This window comes from Amycolatopsis vastitatis (genome assembly GCF_002234595.1).
Lineage (GTDB): Bacteria > Actinomycetota > Actinomycetes > Mycobacteriales > Pseudonocardiaceae > Amycolatopsis > Amycolatopsis vastitatis.
The window spans coordinates 1-16,402 of the sequence record NZ_NMUL01000036.1 but is presented as its reverse complement, the minus strand read 5'-3'; the positions used below and the strand labels follow the sequence as shown (position 1 = coordinate 16,402).

14 protein-coding genes are annotated in these 16,402 nt (G+C 72.5%); 6 read left to right on the top strand and 8 right to left on the bottom strand.

Annotated features, from left to right (window positions below; genetic code table 11):
* Positions 1-598: 598 nt before the first annotated feature.
* Entirely contained in the window at positions 599-3,430 is a 2,832-nt protein-coding gene (locus CF165_RS31235; RefSeq protein WP_093951185.1) for a helix-turn-helix transcriptional regulator, read from the top strand.
* A gap of 2 nt (positions 3,431-3,432) precedes the next feature.
* Here CF165_RS31235 and CF165_RS31230 read toward each other — a convergent pair whose 3' ends face one another.
* The 3 genes from CF165_RS31230 to CF165_RS31220 all read right to left on the bottom strand — a co-directional run bounded on the left by CF165_RS31230 (position 3,433) and on the right by CF165_RS31220 (position 6,017).
* A complete protein-coding gene (locus CF165_RS31230; protein ID WP_093951184.1) occupies positions 3,433-4,596 on the bottom strand; it encodes an MFS transporter in 1,164 nt (387 codons plus the stop codon).
* A gap of 201 nt (positions 4,597-4,797) precedes the next feature.
* On the bottom strand, positions 4,798-5,322 hold the full coding sequence (locus CF165_RS31225; RefSeq protein WP_093951183.1) for a P-loop nucleotide/nucleoside kinase family protein: 525 nt from the start codon (positions 5,320-5,322) through the stop codon (positions 4,798-4,800).
* A gap of 47 nt (positions 5,323-5,369) precedes the next feature.
* Positions 5,370-6,017: a TetR/AcrR family transcriptional regulator gene (locus CF165_RS31220; protein WP_093951182.1), complete on the bottom strand. Its 648-nt coding sequence runs from the start codon at positions 6,015-6,017 to the stop codon at positions 5,370-5,372.
* Positions 6,018-6,102: 85 nt separating this feature from the next.
* Between CF165_RS31220 and CF165_RS31215 the strand changes: the two genes are divergently transcribed.
* Positions 6,103-6,906, top strand: a complete 804-nt coding sequence (locus CF165_RS31215; protein WP_093951181.1) for an SDR family NAD(P)-dependent oxidoreductase — start codon at positions 6,103-6,105, stop codon at positions 6,904-6,906.
* An 18-nt stretch (positions 6,907-6,924) separates the two neighbouring features.
* On the opposite strand, the gene CF165_RS53490 is transcribed toward CF165_RS31215, so the two are convergent.
* A complete protein-coding gene (locus CF165_RS53490; protein ID WP_093951180.1) occupies positions 6,925-9,204 on the bottom strand; it encodes a PKD domain-containing protein in 2,280 nt (759 codons plus the stop codon).
* A 288-nt stretch (positions 9,205-9,492) separates the two neighbouring features.
* Here CF165_RS53490 and CF165_RS31205 point away from each other — a divergent pair, with 288 nt between their 5' ends.
* Entirely contained in the window at positions 9,493-10,398 is a 906-nt protein-coding gene (locus CF165_RS31205) for an ABC transporter ATP-binding protein (RefSeq protein WP_093951179.1), read from the top strand.
* Positions 10,395-11,174 (top strand): ABC transporter permease, encoded by a 780-nt coding sequence (locus CF165_RS31200; RefSeq protein WP_093951178.1) that lies wholly within the window; start codon positions 10,395-10,397, stop codon positions 11,172-11,174. The genes CF165_RS31205 and CF165_RS31200 overlap by 4 nt, the downstream gene beginning before the upstream one ends.
* A 10-nt stretch (positions 11,175-11,184) precedes the next feature.
* Here CF165_RS31200 and CF165_RS31195 read toward each other — a convergent pair whose 3' ends face one another.
* Together CF165_RS31195 and CF165_RS31190 are read right to left on the bottom strand one after the other, a co-directional pair.
* Positions 11,185-11,625: an SRPBCC family protein gene (locus CF165_RS31195; protein WP_093951177.1), complete on the bottom strand. Its 441-nt coding sequence runs from the start codon at positions 11,623-11,625 to the stop codon at positions 11,185-11,187.
* 112 nt (positions 11,626-11,737) lie between these two features.
* On the bottom strand, positions 11,738-13,519 hold the full coding sequence (locus CF165_RS31190; RefSeq protein ID WP_093951176.1) for a DUF1996 domain-containing protein: 1,782 nt from the start codon (positions 13,517-13,519) through the stop codon (positions 11,738-11,740).
* Between the two features lie 271 nt (positions 13,520-13,790).
* Here CF165_RS31190 and CF165_RS31185 point away from each other — a divergent pair, with 271 nt between their 5' ends.
* Entirely contained in the window at positions 13,791-14,378 is a 588-nt protein-coding gene (locus CF165_RS31185; RefSeq protein WP_093951175.1) for a hypothetical protein, read from the top strand.
* Here the strand turns inward: CF165_RS31185 and CF165_RS51330 are convergent.
* Positions 14,365-14,511, bottom strand: coding sequence for a hypothetical protein (locus tag CF165_RS51330; protein WP_158226854.1), 147 nt, complete (start codon positions 14,509-14,511; stop codon positions 14,365-14,367). The two genes, CF165_RS31185 and CF165_RS51330, sit on opposite strands and share 14 nt — an antisense overlap.
* Before the next feature lie 16 nt (positions 14,512-14,527).
* Positions 14,528-15,124, bottom strand: coding sequence for an alpha/beta fold hydrolase (locus tag CF165_RS52845; RefSeq protein WP_240521882.1), 597 nt, complete (start codon positions 15,122-15,124; stop codon positions 14,528-14,530).
* Positions 15,125-15,310: 186 nt separating this feature from the next.
* On the opposite strand from CF165_RS52845, the gene CF165_RS52840 reads away from it, so the two are divergent.
* On the top strand, positions 15,311-16,390 hold the full coding sequence (locus CF165_RS52840) for a 4Fe-4S binding protein (protein WP_093951174.1): 1,080 nt from the start codon (positions 15,311-15,313) through the stop codon (positions 16,388-16,390).
* Positions 16,391-16,402: the final 12 nt, after the last annotated feature.

The window sequence follows — 16,402 nt, the reverse complement described above, 5'->3', positions numbered from 1 at the left end:
GCCGCCTCGGTCCGTCGGTGATCACAGCCGGTCACCGCGGGCGGGAGTGCGGAAAACGTGGCCCGAGGGCCTCGGTCAAAGCGGAAAACAACGGATCGCCTGAAACTCGACGACGACGAACCCGGCACGTTCGCTCCCTCGAAAATCAACACCCGGGCCACGTCGTGGAGTGCCGTCGGCTCCGGTCTCGCGTGATCCGGGGAGGCCGGGAAGGCAGTCGCGCTGCCGTCGAAATCGTCGAACGTCTCGTCCCGTGGACGTCGGCCGGCCACCGCCGGGACGGTGTCCCGGCCCCGGATGAGGGGGTGGATTCCCTGCTGGCATCCCACTTCCTCAGGTCGGACGCCTTCGCTCCCTGATTTGTCCGGACCAGCCGTGCCCGCGGGGCGCTCGGTGCGGCCGTGTCATTCGTCCGGGCTCGCGCGGGCAGTTGACGAGCCGGCAATGTCAGGTGGCAGAATGGCGCCCGGATCACAATCGGAACATTTCTCGAACGGGATGTTTACGCGAGGGGAAATCTCGACTACGGGCCCGCGCGTTCCGGGCTTCCCAAGTGTGCCTCTTGTTGGGGAACAGGTTTTACTTCTAAAATCGCCGTGTGCGACTGCTCACGGACGGTACTGAGCTGCTGGTCGGCCGGGACGGCGAACTGTCCCGGCTGGCCGCCTGGATCCGTGACGTCGCCGCGGGACGCGGCCGTGCCGTCCTGGTGGACGGCGAGCCGGGGATCGGCAAGTCCGCGCTGGTCCGCGCCGCCTGCGCCGCCGCCGCCGACGCGGGTTGCCAGGTGTACTGGGGCGCCGGCGACGAGCTCGGGCAGGCGCTGCCGCTGCTGCCGCTCCTGGACGCACTGCGGATCACCCAGGTCACGCGGGATCCCCGCCGTGACGCCATTTCCGAGCTGCTGGGTGGCGGAGCCGTCGCGGGCCAGGGCACCGACCTCGCCGCCGCGGCGGCCGAGCAGCTGATCGCGCTGGTGGACGAGCTCTGCCAGGACGGGCCGGCCGTGCTGGTCGTCGACGAGCTGCAGTGGGCCGACACCACGACGGTGGCGGTGTGGAGCCGGCTCGCCCGCTCGGTCCGGCAGCTTCCGCTGCTGCTGGTGGGCGTGCTGCGGCCGGTCCCGCGCCGGGACGACCTGCGGTCGCTCTTCCGGATCGTCCGGCCCCCCGAGCGGCTGCGGGTGGGCAGGCTGGGGGAACCGGCGGTGCTCGAGCTGGTGGCCGCGCTGGCCGGCGGCAAACCGGGTGCCCGGCTGGAGGAGCTGGCCGCCGACGCGGCCGGGAACCCGTTGTACCTCACCGAACTGATCGAAGCGCTGGCCCGCAGCTCGTGCCTGCAGGTCGACACCGCCGGCATCGTGGAGCTGACCGGCACGGCCACGCCGGACTCCCTGCCGGAGGCGATCGCCGACCGGCTGGGCTTCCTGTCCGAGGCGGCGCGGACCGTGCTGCGCGCGGCGGCTTTGCTCGGAGACGGCTTCGCGGTCGGGGACCTGGTGACCGTGACGAACTGCTCGCTCGCCGAGCTGCTGCCCGCCCTCGACGAGGCCCGCGCGGCCGGCGTACTGGTGGCCGCGGGTGACGAGCTGGCCTTCCGGCACCCGTTGATCCGCCGGGCGTTGTACGACGAGATGCCGACGGCGGTCCGGGTCGCCTGGCACCAGGCCGCCGCGTGGGCGCTGGCCGAGGCGAACGCGCCGGTCGAGCGGGTCGCGCGGCAGCTGCTGCCCATGGTGTCCACAACGGACAGCCGGGTGCCGGTGCCGGACTGGGCGGTGCGGTGGCTGCTCGACGTGGCCACGCCGTTGATCGGCCAGGCGCCGGTGGTCGCCGTCGCGCTCCTGCGCCGGGCGGTGCGGGACACCCCGCTCGACGACGCCGTGACCGGTGCGCTGGCCTGCCGGCTGGCCGACGCGTACTACCGGGTGGGCAACGTGGCCCAGGCCGAGCGGATCGCCCTCCGCGCGCTGGACCGCGTCCGCGACCCCGAGGTGCGCGTCGACCTGCACACGACGGTCCTCCAGTGCCGCGCGACGACCGGCCGGACCGCCGAGTCCCTCGCCGCGCTGAACGAGGCCTTGGACCAGCCGGGCCTGCAGGCCCGGCACCGGGCCAAGCTGATGGTGCTCATCGCGCGGACGCGCCGGTACCTCGGTGAGATCGACGCCGCGCACCGGGCCGCTTCGGCGGCGCTGGCCGAGCTCGGGCCGGCCGAAGACCGCTGGGCGACCGGGTGGGCGCTGCACGTGCTGAGCCTGGTCGCGATGAAGCGGGGCGAGTGGGCCGACGCGCTGCCGCTGTTCGAGCGCGCGATGGCCATCGTGCGGGGTGACCCCGCGCTGATCGACCTCACCCTGTTGCTGCGCATCAACCAGTCGGTCACCTTCGGCGAGCTCGACCGCTACACGGACGCGCTGACCGCCGCCGGGCAAGCGCGTGAGCTGGCCGACCGCACCGGCAGCGTCGGGCGGCTGACCGAGGTCCAGAGCGCGCTCGGCCAGCTGCTGCTGGCCGCCGGCCGGTGGGACGACGCGCTGGCCGAGGTGGACGTCGTCGCGGACGAGCGCAAGGACCCGAGCGTGGTGTGCTGCGACCGCGGCGTCGCCGCGATCATCCACTTCCACCGCGGCGACGCGGCCGCGGCGCGCCGGCACCTCGACGTCGCGGCGCTGCACTCGGAACGCATCGGCGACCGGGTCGTGGAACCCCTGGTGCGGGCCCGCAGCCTCGCCTTCGAGCACGCCGGCGCACCGGAGCGGGCGCTCGCCGTGCTGACCGCCGTGCTGGCGGGCGAAGACGCGGGGGAGGACCTGCTGGGGGAGGCCGCCCGGCTGGCCGCGACGCTCGGCGACGAGCGGATCGTGGCGGAGATGGCGGACCGGGCGGGCGCGATCGCCGCCGAGCCCACCGTGTCGCACCGCCGCGCGCTGGCCCTGTACTGCCGCGGCTTGCTCGAGCGGGACGCGACGATGTTGCTGCGGGCCGCCGACGGCTACCGCGACGCGGGCCGGCCACTCTCGCAGGCCAAGGCCCTGGAAGCCGCCGCGATCGCCTTCGCGGGCGCCCGGGACGAAGACCGCGGTTCGGCGCGGGCCGCCTTCACCCACGCCGTCGACGTCTACACGGAGCTGGACGCGCAATGGGACGTGGCGCGGCTGCGCGCGGTGTTCCGGACGCTGGGCATCCGGCGCGGCCCGACGGTGAAGCACCGCCAGGCCACCCGCGGCTGGGACAGCCTCACCCCGACCGAGAGCCGGATCGCGGCGCTCGTGGTCGAAGGCCTGTCGAACCCCCAGATCGCGGCCCGCCTCTACTTGTCCCGGCGCACGGTCGGGACGCACGTTTCGCACATCCTGACCAAGCTCGACGTGCACTCGCGCATCGACATCGCCCGGGAAGCCGCGCGTCACCAGTCCGCCTCCGGCTGAGCTCACACCCCGACCTCGGGGACGTCCCCCTGGGGGCGCACGGTGAGCGGCGGCACGATCCGCGGCGCCGCGGTCCGGCGCGGCGCGGTCCGGCGCGTGACGGCGGCGTGCCCGCTGTAGACCTGGCCGAGCAGGATCGCCAGGACCAGCAGCAGCGGGGTCCGCCAGCTCCCGGTGTGCGTGTGCAGCCAGCCGCAGGCCAGCACGCCGAAGCCGGCGATGACGTACCCCACGCCCTGGACGACGGCGGACAGCGCCAGCGAGCTGTCCTTGCTGCGCAGCGAGATGGTCGTCAGGACGAAGGCGAGCGAGCCCATGCCCGTGCCGGTGGCCACGGCCCACAGCCAGGGCGCGGCCGCCGGGGCGAGGAGCAGGCCGGTCACCCCGATGACGTTGGGCGTGGCCAGGGTGATGACGAGCAGGGTCTGGTTGCGCCACCGGCGTGTCCAGCCCGGGACCAGCAGCATCATGGGCAATCCCATGGCCATCGACAGCGCGAGGCACCCGCCCGCGGTCGTCGCCGGGACCCCCGCGCCGCGCAGGATGCCGGGCAGCCAGCCCATGACCAGGAACGTCACCGTCGAAATGAGTCCGAAGTGGATGGTCAGCGCGAAGGCGGGTGTCGCCCCGGAGGCCCGCTGCGGTGACGCGAATTCGCCTGGGGTGCGTTGCCACACCTGCAAGGCCAGCAGCCCCACGACGGCCCACAGGCCGAGGGCGGCCCGCCACGACGACGCCATGACGACCGCGGGGGTGACCAGCGCACCGGCCGTGCTGCCGAGGCCGAGCCCGAACGTGAAGGCGGCGGACCCCTTGGCCAGCAGCGGCAGGATGGTGCCGAGCACGGCGATGGACAGGCACGCCAGCGCCGTCCCGGTCAGCAGGGGCGCGGCGCCCCCGAGGACCCGCCCGGACAGCGACAGCACCAGCCCGGCGAGGGCCACGGCGACGGTCCGGTACGTCCCCAGCCGGCCGCACAGCCAGGGCGTCGCCCAGCCGCCGAGCCCGATCGCCCACAGGGGCAACGCGACGAGCACCGCGGCGACGAGGCCGCCGGCGACCGAGATGTCCGGCAGGGCCGCACCCAGGCTGGTCACGGCGGGCCGCAGGTTGACGGCGAGAAGGAAGATCACGAGCGTGGAGACGGCGGTGGTAGCACGGGACATCGCTCCTCCTCGGCTTCGAGGCCGGAGCGTGAGAACTCCGTAAAGCAATGTTTCGCGGAACGCGGGCAACAGACATCCGTCACCTGACGGATGCGCGAAGTTCCTTGGCGCTCAACGGTTCTAAGGTGTCCCGGCGGTCTTGCGAATGGGCGTGCATCGGCACGTCCGGCCTAATCGCGCCGGGCGTCGCGGCTGAACCGGTCACCCGAACGACGGCCACCGGTCGGCGGCCCACTCCCGCCAATCCGCCCAGCCCGGGGGTGGGCCGGTGACGCCGCGGCCTCCCAGCTCCGCCGCGTCGGGCTCCTCGAAGTGGGCCCGCCCGTGCAGGATGTCGGCCTCGGTCATCGGGAGCGTCTCAGCTGGGGCGTTCGCCCAGCGGTGGGCGATCCGCCTGCGTTGGGTCTCCTCGTCCACCGGCAGGTAGACCATGCGGAAGCACGCGTCCTCGGCTTCGGCCAGCCACCGGATCGCGGACCGCTCGTCCCGGGACCAGCAGCCGAAGTCCACCACCACGTTCGTGCCCAGGCTGAGCGCCTCCAAAGCGAGCCAGAGCATGCGCCCTTCCAGCACGTCGCGCTTCCCGTCCGCCTCTGCCATGCCGAACAGGGGGATCATCCAGTCGTCGGGCGTCAGGCGAAGCGCGCCGTGCTCCTCGGCGAGCTGCCGGGCCTTGGTGGTCTTGCCTGCCCCTGGCAGGCCGACCATCAGGAACAACGTGGTCACACCCGGATCGTGTCATGCGGATCCGGAACAAGGACCCCGTTGATCACCTAATCGCGCCGGGCGTCGCGGAGGCCGGCCCTGGCGAAGGCGAGCACTTCGTCGACGAGGGCGGACAGGTCGCTCGCCGCCGACCGCGCCTGGGCCCGGCCTTCGCGTGTCACGTAGATCTCGCGAAGGCCGGTGACGACGGTGATGGCCGTGAGCCGGGGGAGCAGTGCGTCCGCCGGGAGGCCCAGGTCTTCGCCGATCCCCGCGGCCACCAGGAGTTCGAGGTCGCGGTAGCCGGCGCGGGCGCGGCCGCGGAGGTCGTCGTCGGTCATGAGCAGGTGCGCGCGGAGGGCGCGGCGCTGCCAGATGAGACCGGGGTCCACCCCCGAGCCGTGGTCGCGCGCGTCGAGGTCGCGCATGGTCGCGTGCATCCAGTCGCGGACCGCGTCGAGGGTGGTGTCCGGCTTTCGCTCGCGCAGCCGCCGTTCGAGCGACTCCGGGGTGAACGGGTCGTCGGCGAAGAGCAGGTCGTCCTTGGCCGGGAAGTGCAGCGTGACCGTGCGGGTCGCGACGTCGGCCCGGGCGGCGATCTGCGCGATCGTCGTTTCCCGGTAGCCCTGGGTCGCGAAGAGGTCCAGGGCCGCTTCCTGGATCCGGGCCCGGGTCTGGGCCTTCTTGCGCTCACGCCGTCCGTCGCTCACGGTCATGGCCACGACTCTACCATCCGACATAAAAATGCAGTTCATGCTACTGTTAGCTCAGAAGGTAGAGATTGAGCAGGAAGGTCATGCTGTGACGAAGAGCTGGTTCATCACCGGGACTTCCAAGGGGTTCGGCCGGGAGTGGGCCGAAGCGGCGCTCGCGCGCGGTGACCGGGTCGCGGCCACCGCCCGGGACACCGAAAGCCTGCGTCCGCTCGTCGAGCGGTACGGCGACGCCGTGCTGCCCCTGCGGCTGGACGTCACCGACCGCGCCGCCGCCGTCGAAGCGGTGCGGCGGGCGGCGGCCGGGTTCGGTTCGCTCGACGTGCTGGTGAACAACGCGGGCTACGGGCACTTCGGGATGGTCGAGGAGCTCACCGAGGAGGAGGTCCGGGCGGAGCTCGAGACGAACTTCTTCGGCACGCTCTGGCTGACCCAGGCGGCGCTGCCGATCATGCGACGGCAGGGACGGGGCCGGATCATCCAGGTCACCAGTGAGGGCGGCGTCCGCGCGTTCCCCGGCATCGGTGCCTACCACGCGTCGAAGTGGGCCGTGGAAGGACTTTCGGACTCCCTGCGGCAGGAGGTCGCGGCGTTCGGGATCGACGTCGTCTGCCTCGAGCCGGGCCCGTACCGGACGGACTTCGGGGGTGGCAGTGTCCGGCAGAGCGAGCCGGACCCGGCCTACGACGCGGTTCGCGAGGCGAGCCGGATCGAGTGGGACTTCGGCGACCCGCGGGCGACCCGGGCGCCGATGCTGGAGCTCGCGGACACCGACGACCCGCCGCACCGGATGTTCTTCGGCAAGTCGTTCGCGGCGGTCGAGGCCGAGTACCAGAACCGGCTGGACGGGTGGCGCAAGTGGGAGCCGCTCGCGCTGGCCGCGTTCGGCTGAGGGGTCACCGGCGGGCTCTCACGCGCCGATCCGCGGGCCGATCCAGGACGCCCAGTCCTGTCCCGAGGACGCGCCCGCCTCGATCCGGAGCCGGATCCGCGTGGCCCCGGCGTGGGCCGAGAGGTCGGCGTCGATCTGGCGCATGACCCGGTCCGCGGAGGTGTCGTGGACCCGGGCGACGTCGGTGGCCACACCGTCGGGCCCGATGACCGACACCACGAAGGTCGCGTCGCCGGCTTCGTTCGGGTTGCACCAGACGAACCCGATCTTCGAGCGGAAGTGGTCACCCGCGACGATCGGCCGGGGCAAGGTGTACACGCCGTTGATGAAACCGTTGTCCACCCACTGCGGATGGGTCTCCAGGTACGGGTCCGGCGCGGTGCCGTCCTCGAGCGCGCAGCCGCCTTCGGTCAGCCCGTGCCGGGTCAGCGCGAAACCGCGGACGTCGCCGTCGTTGCCGTTGAACGTCAGCGTGCCGGCGCCGGTGGCCCAGGCCGCGCCGGCCGCGCGGGCCATCAGGTCGACCGGGGCGGGCTTGCCGCCGGAAACCGTGATCGTCACCTCGGTCCGCGGAGCCGCGCTCGTGCCGCCCTTCGGCGTCTGGGCGAGCACGACCCCGGCCGGGACGGTGTAGCTCGTGCTCCGCGTCACGACCGGCACGAGGTTCGAGGCGGTGAGGGCACCGCGCGCGCCGGCCTCGGGCATGCCGACGACGTCCGGCACGGTGACCGACGGCGGCGGCGTGACCTGGACGCTGACCGACGTCGCCGCTTCCTGCCCGTCCGCGGTCGCCCGCACGCTCACCTGGTAGGTCTTCTCGGCGGTCCAGTGGTGCGTCACGGTTACGCCGTCCGCCTGGCTGCCGTCCCCGAAGTCCCACCGCGCGGTGGCCGGCGCGCCGCCCGCCGCGTTGTCGACGCGCAGCGAAACGTCCTCGCCCGGCTGCGGGGCGGCCTTCGACAGGGTGACCCGCAGGTCCGGCGCCGTGGCCGGCGGGCCGGTCGTGGGGACGCCGCTCGCGGGCGGGACCGGGTCCGGCCCGGTCGGCGTGCCCGGGCCATCGGTGGGCGGGGCCGGTACCGGCGACGGCGCCGTCCCGGGCGGCGGGGTCTGGTCCGGGGACGGCTGCTGCCCGCTCGGCGCCGGGGGCACCGAGGGAGCGGGATGGTCGTCGTGGAGGCCCTTGTGCGGGTCCGCCGGGTCGTACTTCGCGATCGGGCGGACGCCGCCGTCGAGGCGGATCACCCCGGCGCGCTCGCTGGCGGGGTCGTTGAAGAAGACGATCCCGTCGCGGTTGAAGAGCTGGAACGGCGCCGGCGGGGTGAGCACCTTCGACCGGGCGAGCACCGAGGGGTGGGTGAGGTCGACGATGGTGACCTGGCCGGTGGAGTAGTCCGGGACGAACAGCCGGTCGCCGGCCTCGACGGCCGCGCCGAGCCGCCGGTCGGCCGCGTCGAGCGGGACGACGGTGTCGCAGTTGGCGGCACCGAGGTCGCAGATGTCGAGCAGGCCACGCGAGACGACGACGTACGCCCGGTCGTGGTGCGGGGAACCGCTGACCTGGACGGTGTCGTCGGGGCGCAGGTCGAGCGGGATCGTGGCGGCGACCTCGCCGGTCACCGGCGAGACGCTGGTGGCGGTCCGCGCGCCCGGGCTGACCACCACGACCTCGCCACCGGCGGCGGCGAGGACGTTCCGGCCGGGCGGGACCAGCCCGCGGTGCGTGGTCCGTGCCCCGCCCGCGATCCAGGTCAGGTCGCCGGTCGCGTCGTCGACGGTCCAGAGCCGGTCGGCGTCGTCGAGGGCGGCGGTGCCCGCGCTCAGCCGTGCCGCCAGTGACTGCGGGGCGCCGCGCGGGGCCAGGGTGAGCGGGTCGCGGCCGGCCAGCAGCCCGCGCTGAGTGTCCAAAGTGTACAGAGTGTCGGTGCCGGCGAACGCGGTCAGCCCGTCGCGGGCCTGGTCGATCGGGGTGACCGGCGCGGCGGGCTCGAAGGTCGCGCCGTCCACCCGGCGCACGGTGCCCGCGCTGCGGTCGACGGCGTAGGCGGTCGAATCCCGCTGGACGACGTCGAGCGCGTGCCCGGGCGGGCCGACCTGCACCTGCGCCGCGACCTCGGCCGAGGTCCCGTCGAGCAGGCTGACCTGCCCGACGCCCGAAGAGGCGAGCCAAGCGGAGCCCGACCGCATCCGGACGTCCTGCGCGGGGTAGCCGTGCCCGGTCCCGGCGGCGACGAGCCCGCCCACCGCGACCGCCGCGGCACCCAGGAACGCGCCCGCGCGTGCGAGTCCGCCCCGCATGGCTCACCACCCCTCGCACCCGGCGGTCCCGGGAAGAAAACCCGAGCCGGACCGGACGGCGTATTCGTTGCTCTTTTTCCGCTTCGTTCCGGGAACGGACGCAAGGATACGGGATTTCCTTGCCACGGTGGGATCTTGACTCGCCCGTCAATTCCGGCGATGTCTTCTCGGCGGCGGACCGCCGCAATTCCGGCAGGGGCGCGCTCGGGCCGGGGTGAGCGTAGAATTCGGCGTGGAGTGCCGGGAAGCCTGGTCGGCGGTGACGCAGCCGCACGCGAAGGGATTCCCATGGTGGTCGAAACGACCGGTCTCACCAAGCGCTACCGCGACGTCCTTGCCGTCGACGAGCTGACCTTGCGCGTGACCCCGGGGGAGATCTACGCGCTGCTGGGCCTCAACGGGGCGGGCAAGACGACCACGATCCGGATGCTGCTGGGCATGATCCGCCCGACCGGCGGCACCGTCTCGCTGTTCGGCACGCCGGTCCGGCCGGACGCCCGCGCGGTGTGGTCGCGGGTCGGGTATCTCGTCGAGTCGCCGTCGGCCTACCCCGAGCTGACGGTCACGGAGAACCTCGCCGTCGCCGCGCGGCTGCACGGACTGCGTGGCCGCGCAGCCGTCGACGACGCGATCGGCCGCCTGGGGCTCGATGGGTACGCCACACGCCGGGCTCGCACGCTTTCGCTCGGCAACGCTCAGCGGCTCGGCCTGGCCAAGGCCCTGCTGCACCGGCCCGAACTGCTCGTCCTGGACGAACCGGCGAACGGCCTCGACCCCGCCGGGGTCGCGGAAATCCGGGCGTTGCTGCACGACCTCGCCCACCGCGATGGCCGGACCGTGCTGCTGTCCAGCCACATCCTCACCGAAGTGGCCCGGCTGGCCGACCGGATCGGCGTGCTCGACCGCGGCCGGCTCGTCTGGGAAGGCGCCACCGGCGAGCTGACCGCGCACGCCCGTCCCCGCCTGCACGTCACCACCCACGACCTCACCGCCGCCGCCGCCGCGGCCGCGCTCCGGGCCGCCGGCTACCGGCCCGAGCCCGCCGGGAACGAGCTGCTGCTGACCGGCGACCGCGCGGTGGCGCATCCCGACGTTGTGGCCGTCGTGCTGGTGGAGTCGGGGTGCCCGCCCACGCGGCTCGCCATCGAGCGGGATGATCTGGAGACCTGTTTCCTCCGGCTGGTCACGCCGTGAGGGCGGCGTTTTGGGCGGAGTCGCTCAAGGCCCGCCGCTCGCGGCTGCCGTGGATCACCGTGCTCGCGTTCACGGTCCTCGTGGCCTTCGGCGGCCTCGTCATGTTCATCCTGCAGGACCTCGGCCGCGCCCGGGCCCTCGGCCTGCTCGGCACCAAAGCCGCCCTCGTCGGCGGCGTCGCCGACTGGCCCGCCTTCTTCGCGCTGCTCGCGCAGGCGGTGGCCGTCGGCGGGTTCGTGATCTTCGGGCTCGTCGTCGTGTGGTGCTTCGGCCGCGAATTCGGCCAGAACACCGCCAAAGACCTCCTCGCGCTGCCCGCCTCGCGCACTGGCATCGTGGCGGCCAAGTTCACCGTCGCCACGGCGTGGAGCATGCTGCTCGCGCTCTACGCGTTCCTGCTCGGCCTGCCCGTCGGCGCCCTCGTCGGGCTCACCGGCTGGTCGATCCCCGGCGCACTCGGCGGCTTGGGGACGCTCCTGGCCACCGCCGCGCTGACGCTGCTGCTGACCACTCCGCTCGCCCTCGCCGCGAGCGCCGGTCGCGGCTACCTGGCCGGCTTCGCCGCCCTGCTCGTCGCCACCTTCCTCGCCCAGGTTCTCGCCCTGCTCGGCTACGGCGACTACTTCCCCTGGTCGGTGCCCGCGCTCACCACCGGTCTGGCGGGAACCGGTCACCCGCCGCCCGGCCCGCCCGGCTACCTTCTGGTCGTCCTGACCGGCGCTGCCGGGGCGGTCGCCACCGGAGTGTGGTGGCACCGCGCCGACCACGACCGCTGACTCCCAACGGTCACGTCCGTTCCAGGAGTGCCTTGAGAGTGGCCAGGTCCTTCCGGTTGGCCCGGCGCATCGCCACGGCCAGCACCGGCGCGCTGATCGCCGAGAAGCCTTTCGGCTCACCACGGTTGCGCAACGTCATGCGCGTGCTCGTCGTCCCCAGCTCGGTGAAGGTGTAGGTCGTCTCCATCGGGAAGGGGCCTTGGGCGGTCCGCATGACCAGCCGCTCGCCGGGGACCAGGTCGGCGATCTCGTAGGTGTAGGCCAGCCGGCGCCCCAGGAACCGCGCGACGAACGCGAGCCGGGAGCCCACGGCCAGCGGTGCGGGGGTCTCCCACTCCACGGATTCGATGTTGGCGTACCACTCGGGTGCGTGGGCGGGGTCGATCGCGTACCCGGCGACCTGGTCGCGGGGAAGGCCGATCACGACTTCGGTCCGCACATCGACAGCCATTGCCGCCTCCGCCTGGTGAGCCCCCTCCGGGGTGGTTCACACTACTCGCGACGGCGTCCCGGCCTGCCGGAGGTGCCCGCCGCGGGGGATGGGCGACGGCGGGCACCCCGGGTCAGGCGGTGCAGGTCTTGCCGCGGTTGACGCAGTTCACGACCTGGTTCATGAGGCGCTGCGACATGACGTTCGCGAAGTCGTCGTGGTCGGACAGCGGGTTGTGCTTTTCGGACGGGAACGAGTCCACTTTGTACTGCTTCTTGACCTGGATGTCGTGCGGGATGTCGTAGACGAGCGAGATCCGCAGCTGCGGCACCGCCGTGAACCCGGCGGCACAGCGGCCGGTCTTGTCGGGGAAGACGATGTGGGTGCGGTGGTTGGCGCTGTCGGTGTTCTTGCCGTCCCAGCAGCTGGGGAAGGTGTGGATCCGTTCGACCTTGCTTCCTTCGGGGCAGATCGGGTACTTGTCGGTCAGCCGGTTTTCGAAGCCGGTGCAGGTCCACGCGGCCCGGGTGTTCTTGGTGCCGTTGATCGACGGCTTGGCGTCACCGGTGAGGGCGCGCAGGAACTTCGGCATCGCGGTGACCTTGCCGGCCGCGCTGCCGCGGAAGGTGATGCCGACCTTCGCCGGGCGCTGGATCGCACCGTCGTTGTCGGGCAGCTCGTTGTTGGCGTCCGCGCCGGGCAGCGGCTTGGCGGTCGCACCGCCGTTGTTTCCGTTGTTGCCGCCGTTGTTTCCGTCGGCTTGGCCGAGGCTGCAGGGGGCGAGGGCGTCGAGCCCTTGGGGCCGGGCGGCGGTGCGGCCGATGGCGATGGCCATGCGGTCGATGGTGGCGACGCGTTTGTCCTTGAGCGGGCCGAGGATGGCGTTTTGGACGAAGTTGGGTCCGCCTTGGCCCTGGCTGGTGGCCAGCCGGTTGTTCGCTTCCTGGAGCTGGGTGTTCAGCAGCTGGAGGTTGCGGTCCACTTCGGCCTTGGCCGACGCGGGGACGGCGGGGAGCTTGCCCGCCACGTCCGGGCAGGTGATCTGCTGGGCCGCGCCGCCGGGGGCGCCGCCGCCGTTGCTGACTCCGCTGCCGCCGTCGCCGGCCTGTTCCCGCAGCGTGCAGGGGGCGAGGGCGTCGAGGCCTTGGGGCCGGGCGGCGGTGCGGCCGATGGCGATGGCCATGCGGTCGATGGTGGCGACGCGTTTGTCCTTGAGCGGGCCGAGGATGGCGTTCTGGACGAAGTTCGGTCCGCCTTGGCCCTGGCTGGTGGCCAGCCGCTTGTTCGCTTCGTCGATCTGCGTGTCGAGCAGGTCGAGGTTGCGGTTGACCTCGGCCATCGCCGGGTCGGGGACGTCGGGGAGCTTGCTGGCGACGTCCGGGCAGGTGATCAGCGGGCTCGTGGCGGCCTGGGCCGCTTGGTCGCGGTCGCCGTCGGGGGACTTCGCCGCCGGGTTCTTTTCTTCGTCGCCGGTGTCGATGCGCACGACCGGCCAGAAGTAGGCGGATTTGTCGCCGTTGCGGCAGGTGGTGCCGGCGGCTTCGAGGCTTTTGTTGTTCGAATCGGCGTTGGACGAGAGGTTGCCGACGTAGTCGTGCAGGTGCTGGGCGCCGTTGCGGATGCCGGGCTGGGCGACGAAGTTGTCCGGGTTGAAGTGCTGGTTCTCGTTCCGTCCGCAGTCGACGGTGAAGGTTCCGGTGGACGCGCCCCGCGCCGCGGCGGGCTCGGCGTTGTCCGGCTTCACCTTCAGGATGTCGATGTAGAGCGCCGGGTCGGCCTCGTCGGCGCTGGCGTTGCCGGGGTCGCCGAACGTGGTCGAAATCGCGATCCCGCCGGCGGCCACGGCGAGTGCGAGGGCGCCGGTCGCGATTTTGGTCCGCTGGGAAATGCGATGCTTTCCCGTCTTCTGGGGCATGGGTCGACTCCGATGAGGGGAATGGAAAAGGAGAATCCGCAGTTTGCGGGACGCCGGTAATCGTGACGGCGGGCGGTCGCGATGTCCAGGGTCCGGCGGTCCCGTGAAATAGTTCGGAAATGTGTTGAACCGCGGTGAACCGCAGTACGTGTACCGGGGTGAAGCCCGAGCTGTGCCTCACGGCCGGACTGACCCCGCGCGGTCGTGGACGTAAGAGTTCTCTAACCTCGTGACGCACTCGTCGCGGTCCTGCCGGAGCTATGGTCGCCCGGTGATCGGGTCACGATGGCAGCGCGCCGCCTTCTTCGCCGCTCCGGGTCTTCTGCTCGCGGGCTTCGGTGCGGCGCACCCCGCGTACCTCGACGCGGCGACGGCCGGCTGGTGGACGTCGTTGCACGTCATCCTGTTGCCGGTCTTTCCGCTGCTCGCGGGAGCGCAGTGGCTCTTGCTGGCCTCGGCGCCACGCCGGCTGCGGTGGCCCGGACGGCTGGCCGCGTTCGGCTTCGCGGCTTTCTACGGCGGCCTCGATGCCGTCGCGGGGATCGCCGCGGGCACGGTGGTGCACGCCCAGCACGGCGCCACGCCGGTGGCCGGTGCCGTGTTCGGGATCGGCGACCTGCTCGGGTACATCGGCTCGGCCTGCTTCCTCGCGGCCGGCGTCGCGATCGTGGCCGCGGCCGCCTTGCGGGCGAAGTGGCGGGCGGCGCCGGGTGCGGTGGTCCTCCTGCTCGCGAGCGTGTCGTTCTTGGACAGTCACATCTTCTGGCCGCGTGGGGTGTTCACGATGATCGGGGTGGCCGCGGGAATGGCCTTGCTGTCCCCGGTCCTCCCGCGAGAAGAACGGCTCAGCGCAGCATGATCTCGCCCCGTGCGGTCGCGATGCCCACCGCCGCGAGACGCGGCTCGCCGCCGGCCCAGCGCAACGGCACGTCGACTTCGCCCAGCCACCGCCGCAGCCGGGACGCGTCGCCGCCGACCTCCAGGTAGGTCACCCGGCCAGGCGCGCAGTCATGCCCGGCCTAGCCGTACGCGCGTTGCCAGCCGAGGTCCCGCACGCCGAGAAGAACATGATCGAGGACGTTCATTTCCCCGACGGTAACCGAATCGACCCGTCACCGTGCCAGTTCGGCGGGCACGGCGATGCCGAGGGCGGTGAACAGGTCCGCGAGCTTGCCGTCGGAGTTCCTCGCCCACCGCGGTGATTTCCGGATTCCCGAAACTCGAGAATCGGGTGCTCGGCTGGTCGATGGAGAGGCCCGCGCCCGGCACCTGCGTGAATTCGGCGTCGGGCAGCAGTTGCCGGTTGGCCGCCCGGTCGGACGGCCGGGACCAGTCCTGCTCGCCGTAGACGAGGTGGATGGGGGCCTTGACTTCGGGGTAGCGGGAGCGGGCCGCGATGAGGCTGGGCAGGTTCCGGTAGACGCCCCGGGCGACGGCCGGGTAGCCGGGACGGCGGCCCACCTGGAGGAGTTCGTCCAGGTAGTCCTCCCGCAAAGCGGCCTTCTCGCCCAGCCCGCCGCGCAGGATCGCGCGAAGTGCGGGCTTCGGCTCGATCCCGGCGACCACCCGGCCGACACCCGGCGCGAGGACGCCGGTGACCACCACCCGGGCGAGAAGGCCGGAGCGAGCGATCCCGCCGCGGAAGTCGTAGGCGTTGACCGCGATGACGCGCGCGCCGAAGGAAACTGATCGGTTTCCAACGGCAAGCCGTGGTGCTACCGTGGGCCGGGTAATCGGAAACCAATCGGTTTACGCCTGGGGCGGCACGCTTCGGGCCGGGGAGGAGACCGGATGACTGCCGCACGGGCCGAAGGGGATCCGAAGCTGCCGGCGAAGCTGGCCGCGCATCCGTCGGTGCGGGCCGTGCTCGCCCGGCGCCGGGCCGGTGACGCCGCGGATCCGCCGTCGGTGATCGACGCGGCCTGGCTGCGGGAGCTGTGCCTGGCCGCCGGCGCGGACGACGTCGCCGCGGTCGGCCTGGACCACCCCGACCTGGCCGGCGAGCGTGACTACGTGCTGGCCGCGTTGCCCGGCACCCGCACCCTGATCGCGATGGCGTTCCGGATGAACCGCGACAACTGCCGCTCGACGGCCCGGAGTGTCGCCAACCAGGAGTTCCACCAGACCGACGAGCAGGCCAACCACACCGCCCGCAGCGTGACCCGGGCACTGCAGGACGCCGGTTATCGCGCGTTGAACCCGTCGGTCGGCTTCCCGCAGGAGATGGACCGCTTCGGCACGGACCGGATCTGGGTGGTGGCGCACAAGACGGTCGCGGTGGCCGCCGGGCTCGGCGTGATGGGCCTGCACCGCAACGTCATCCACCCGAAGTTCGGCAGCTTCGTGCTGCTGGTCACCGTCCTGGTCGACGCCGAGGTGAGCGAGTACGGGCAGGCGCTGGACTACAACCCCTGCATCGACTGCAAGCTGTGCGTCACCGCCTGCCCGGTCGGCGCGATCGGCAAGGACGGCGGGTTCGACGGCCTGGCCTGCACCACGCACAACTACCGCGAGTTCATGAGCGGGTTCACCGACTGGGCGCAGACCGTGGCCGACAGCGAGGACGCCGCCGACTACCGCTCCCGGGTGACCGACGCGGAAAGCGCCTCGATGTGGCAGAGCCTGAGCTCCCCGCCCGGCTACAAGTCGGGCTACTGCGTGGCCGTCTGCCCCGCCGGGGAGGACGTCCTGGGTCCGTACCTGGAAGACCGCAAGGCCTTCATGAACACCGTGCTGCGGCCACTCCAGGAGAAGACGGAGACCCTGTACGTCATGCCGGGTTCGCGTGCGCAGGAATACGCCGAGCGCCGGTTCCCGCACAAGCCGACCAAGGAGGTCACCGGCGGCTGGCGGCCTCCGGCCTCCTCCTGACCGGCCGTCCGC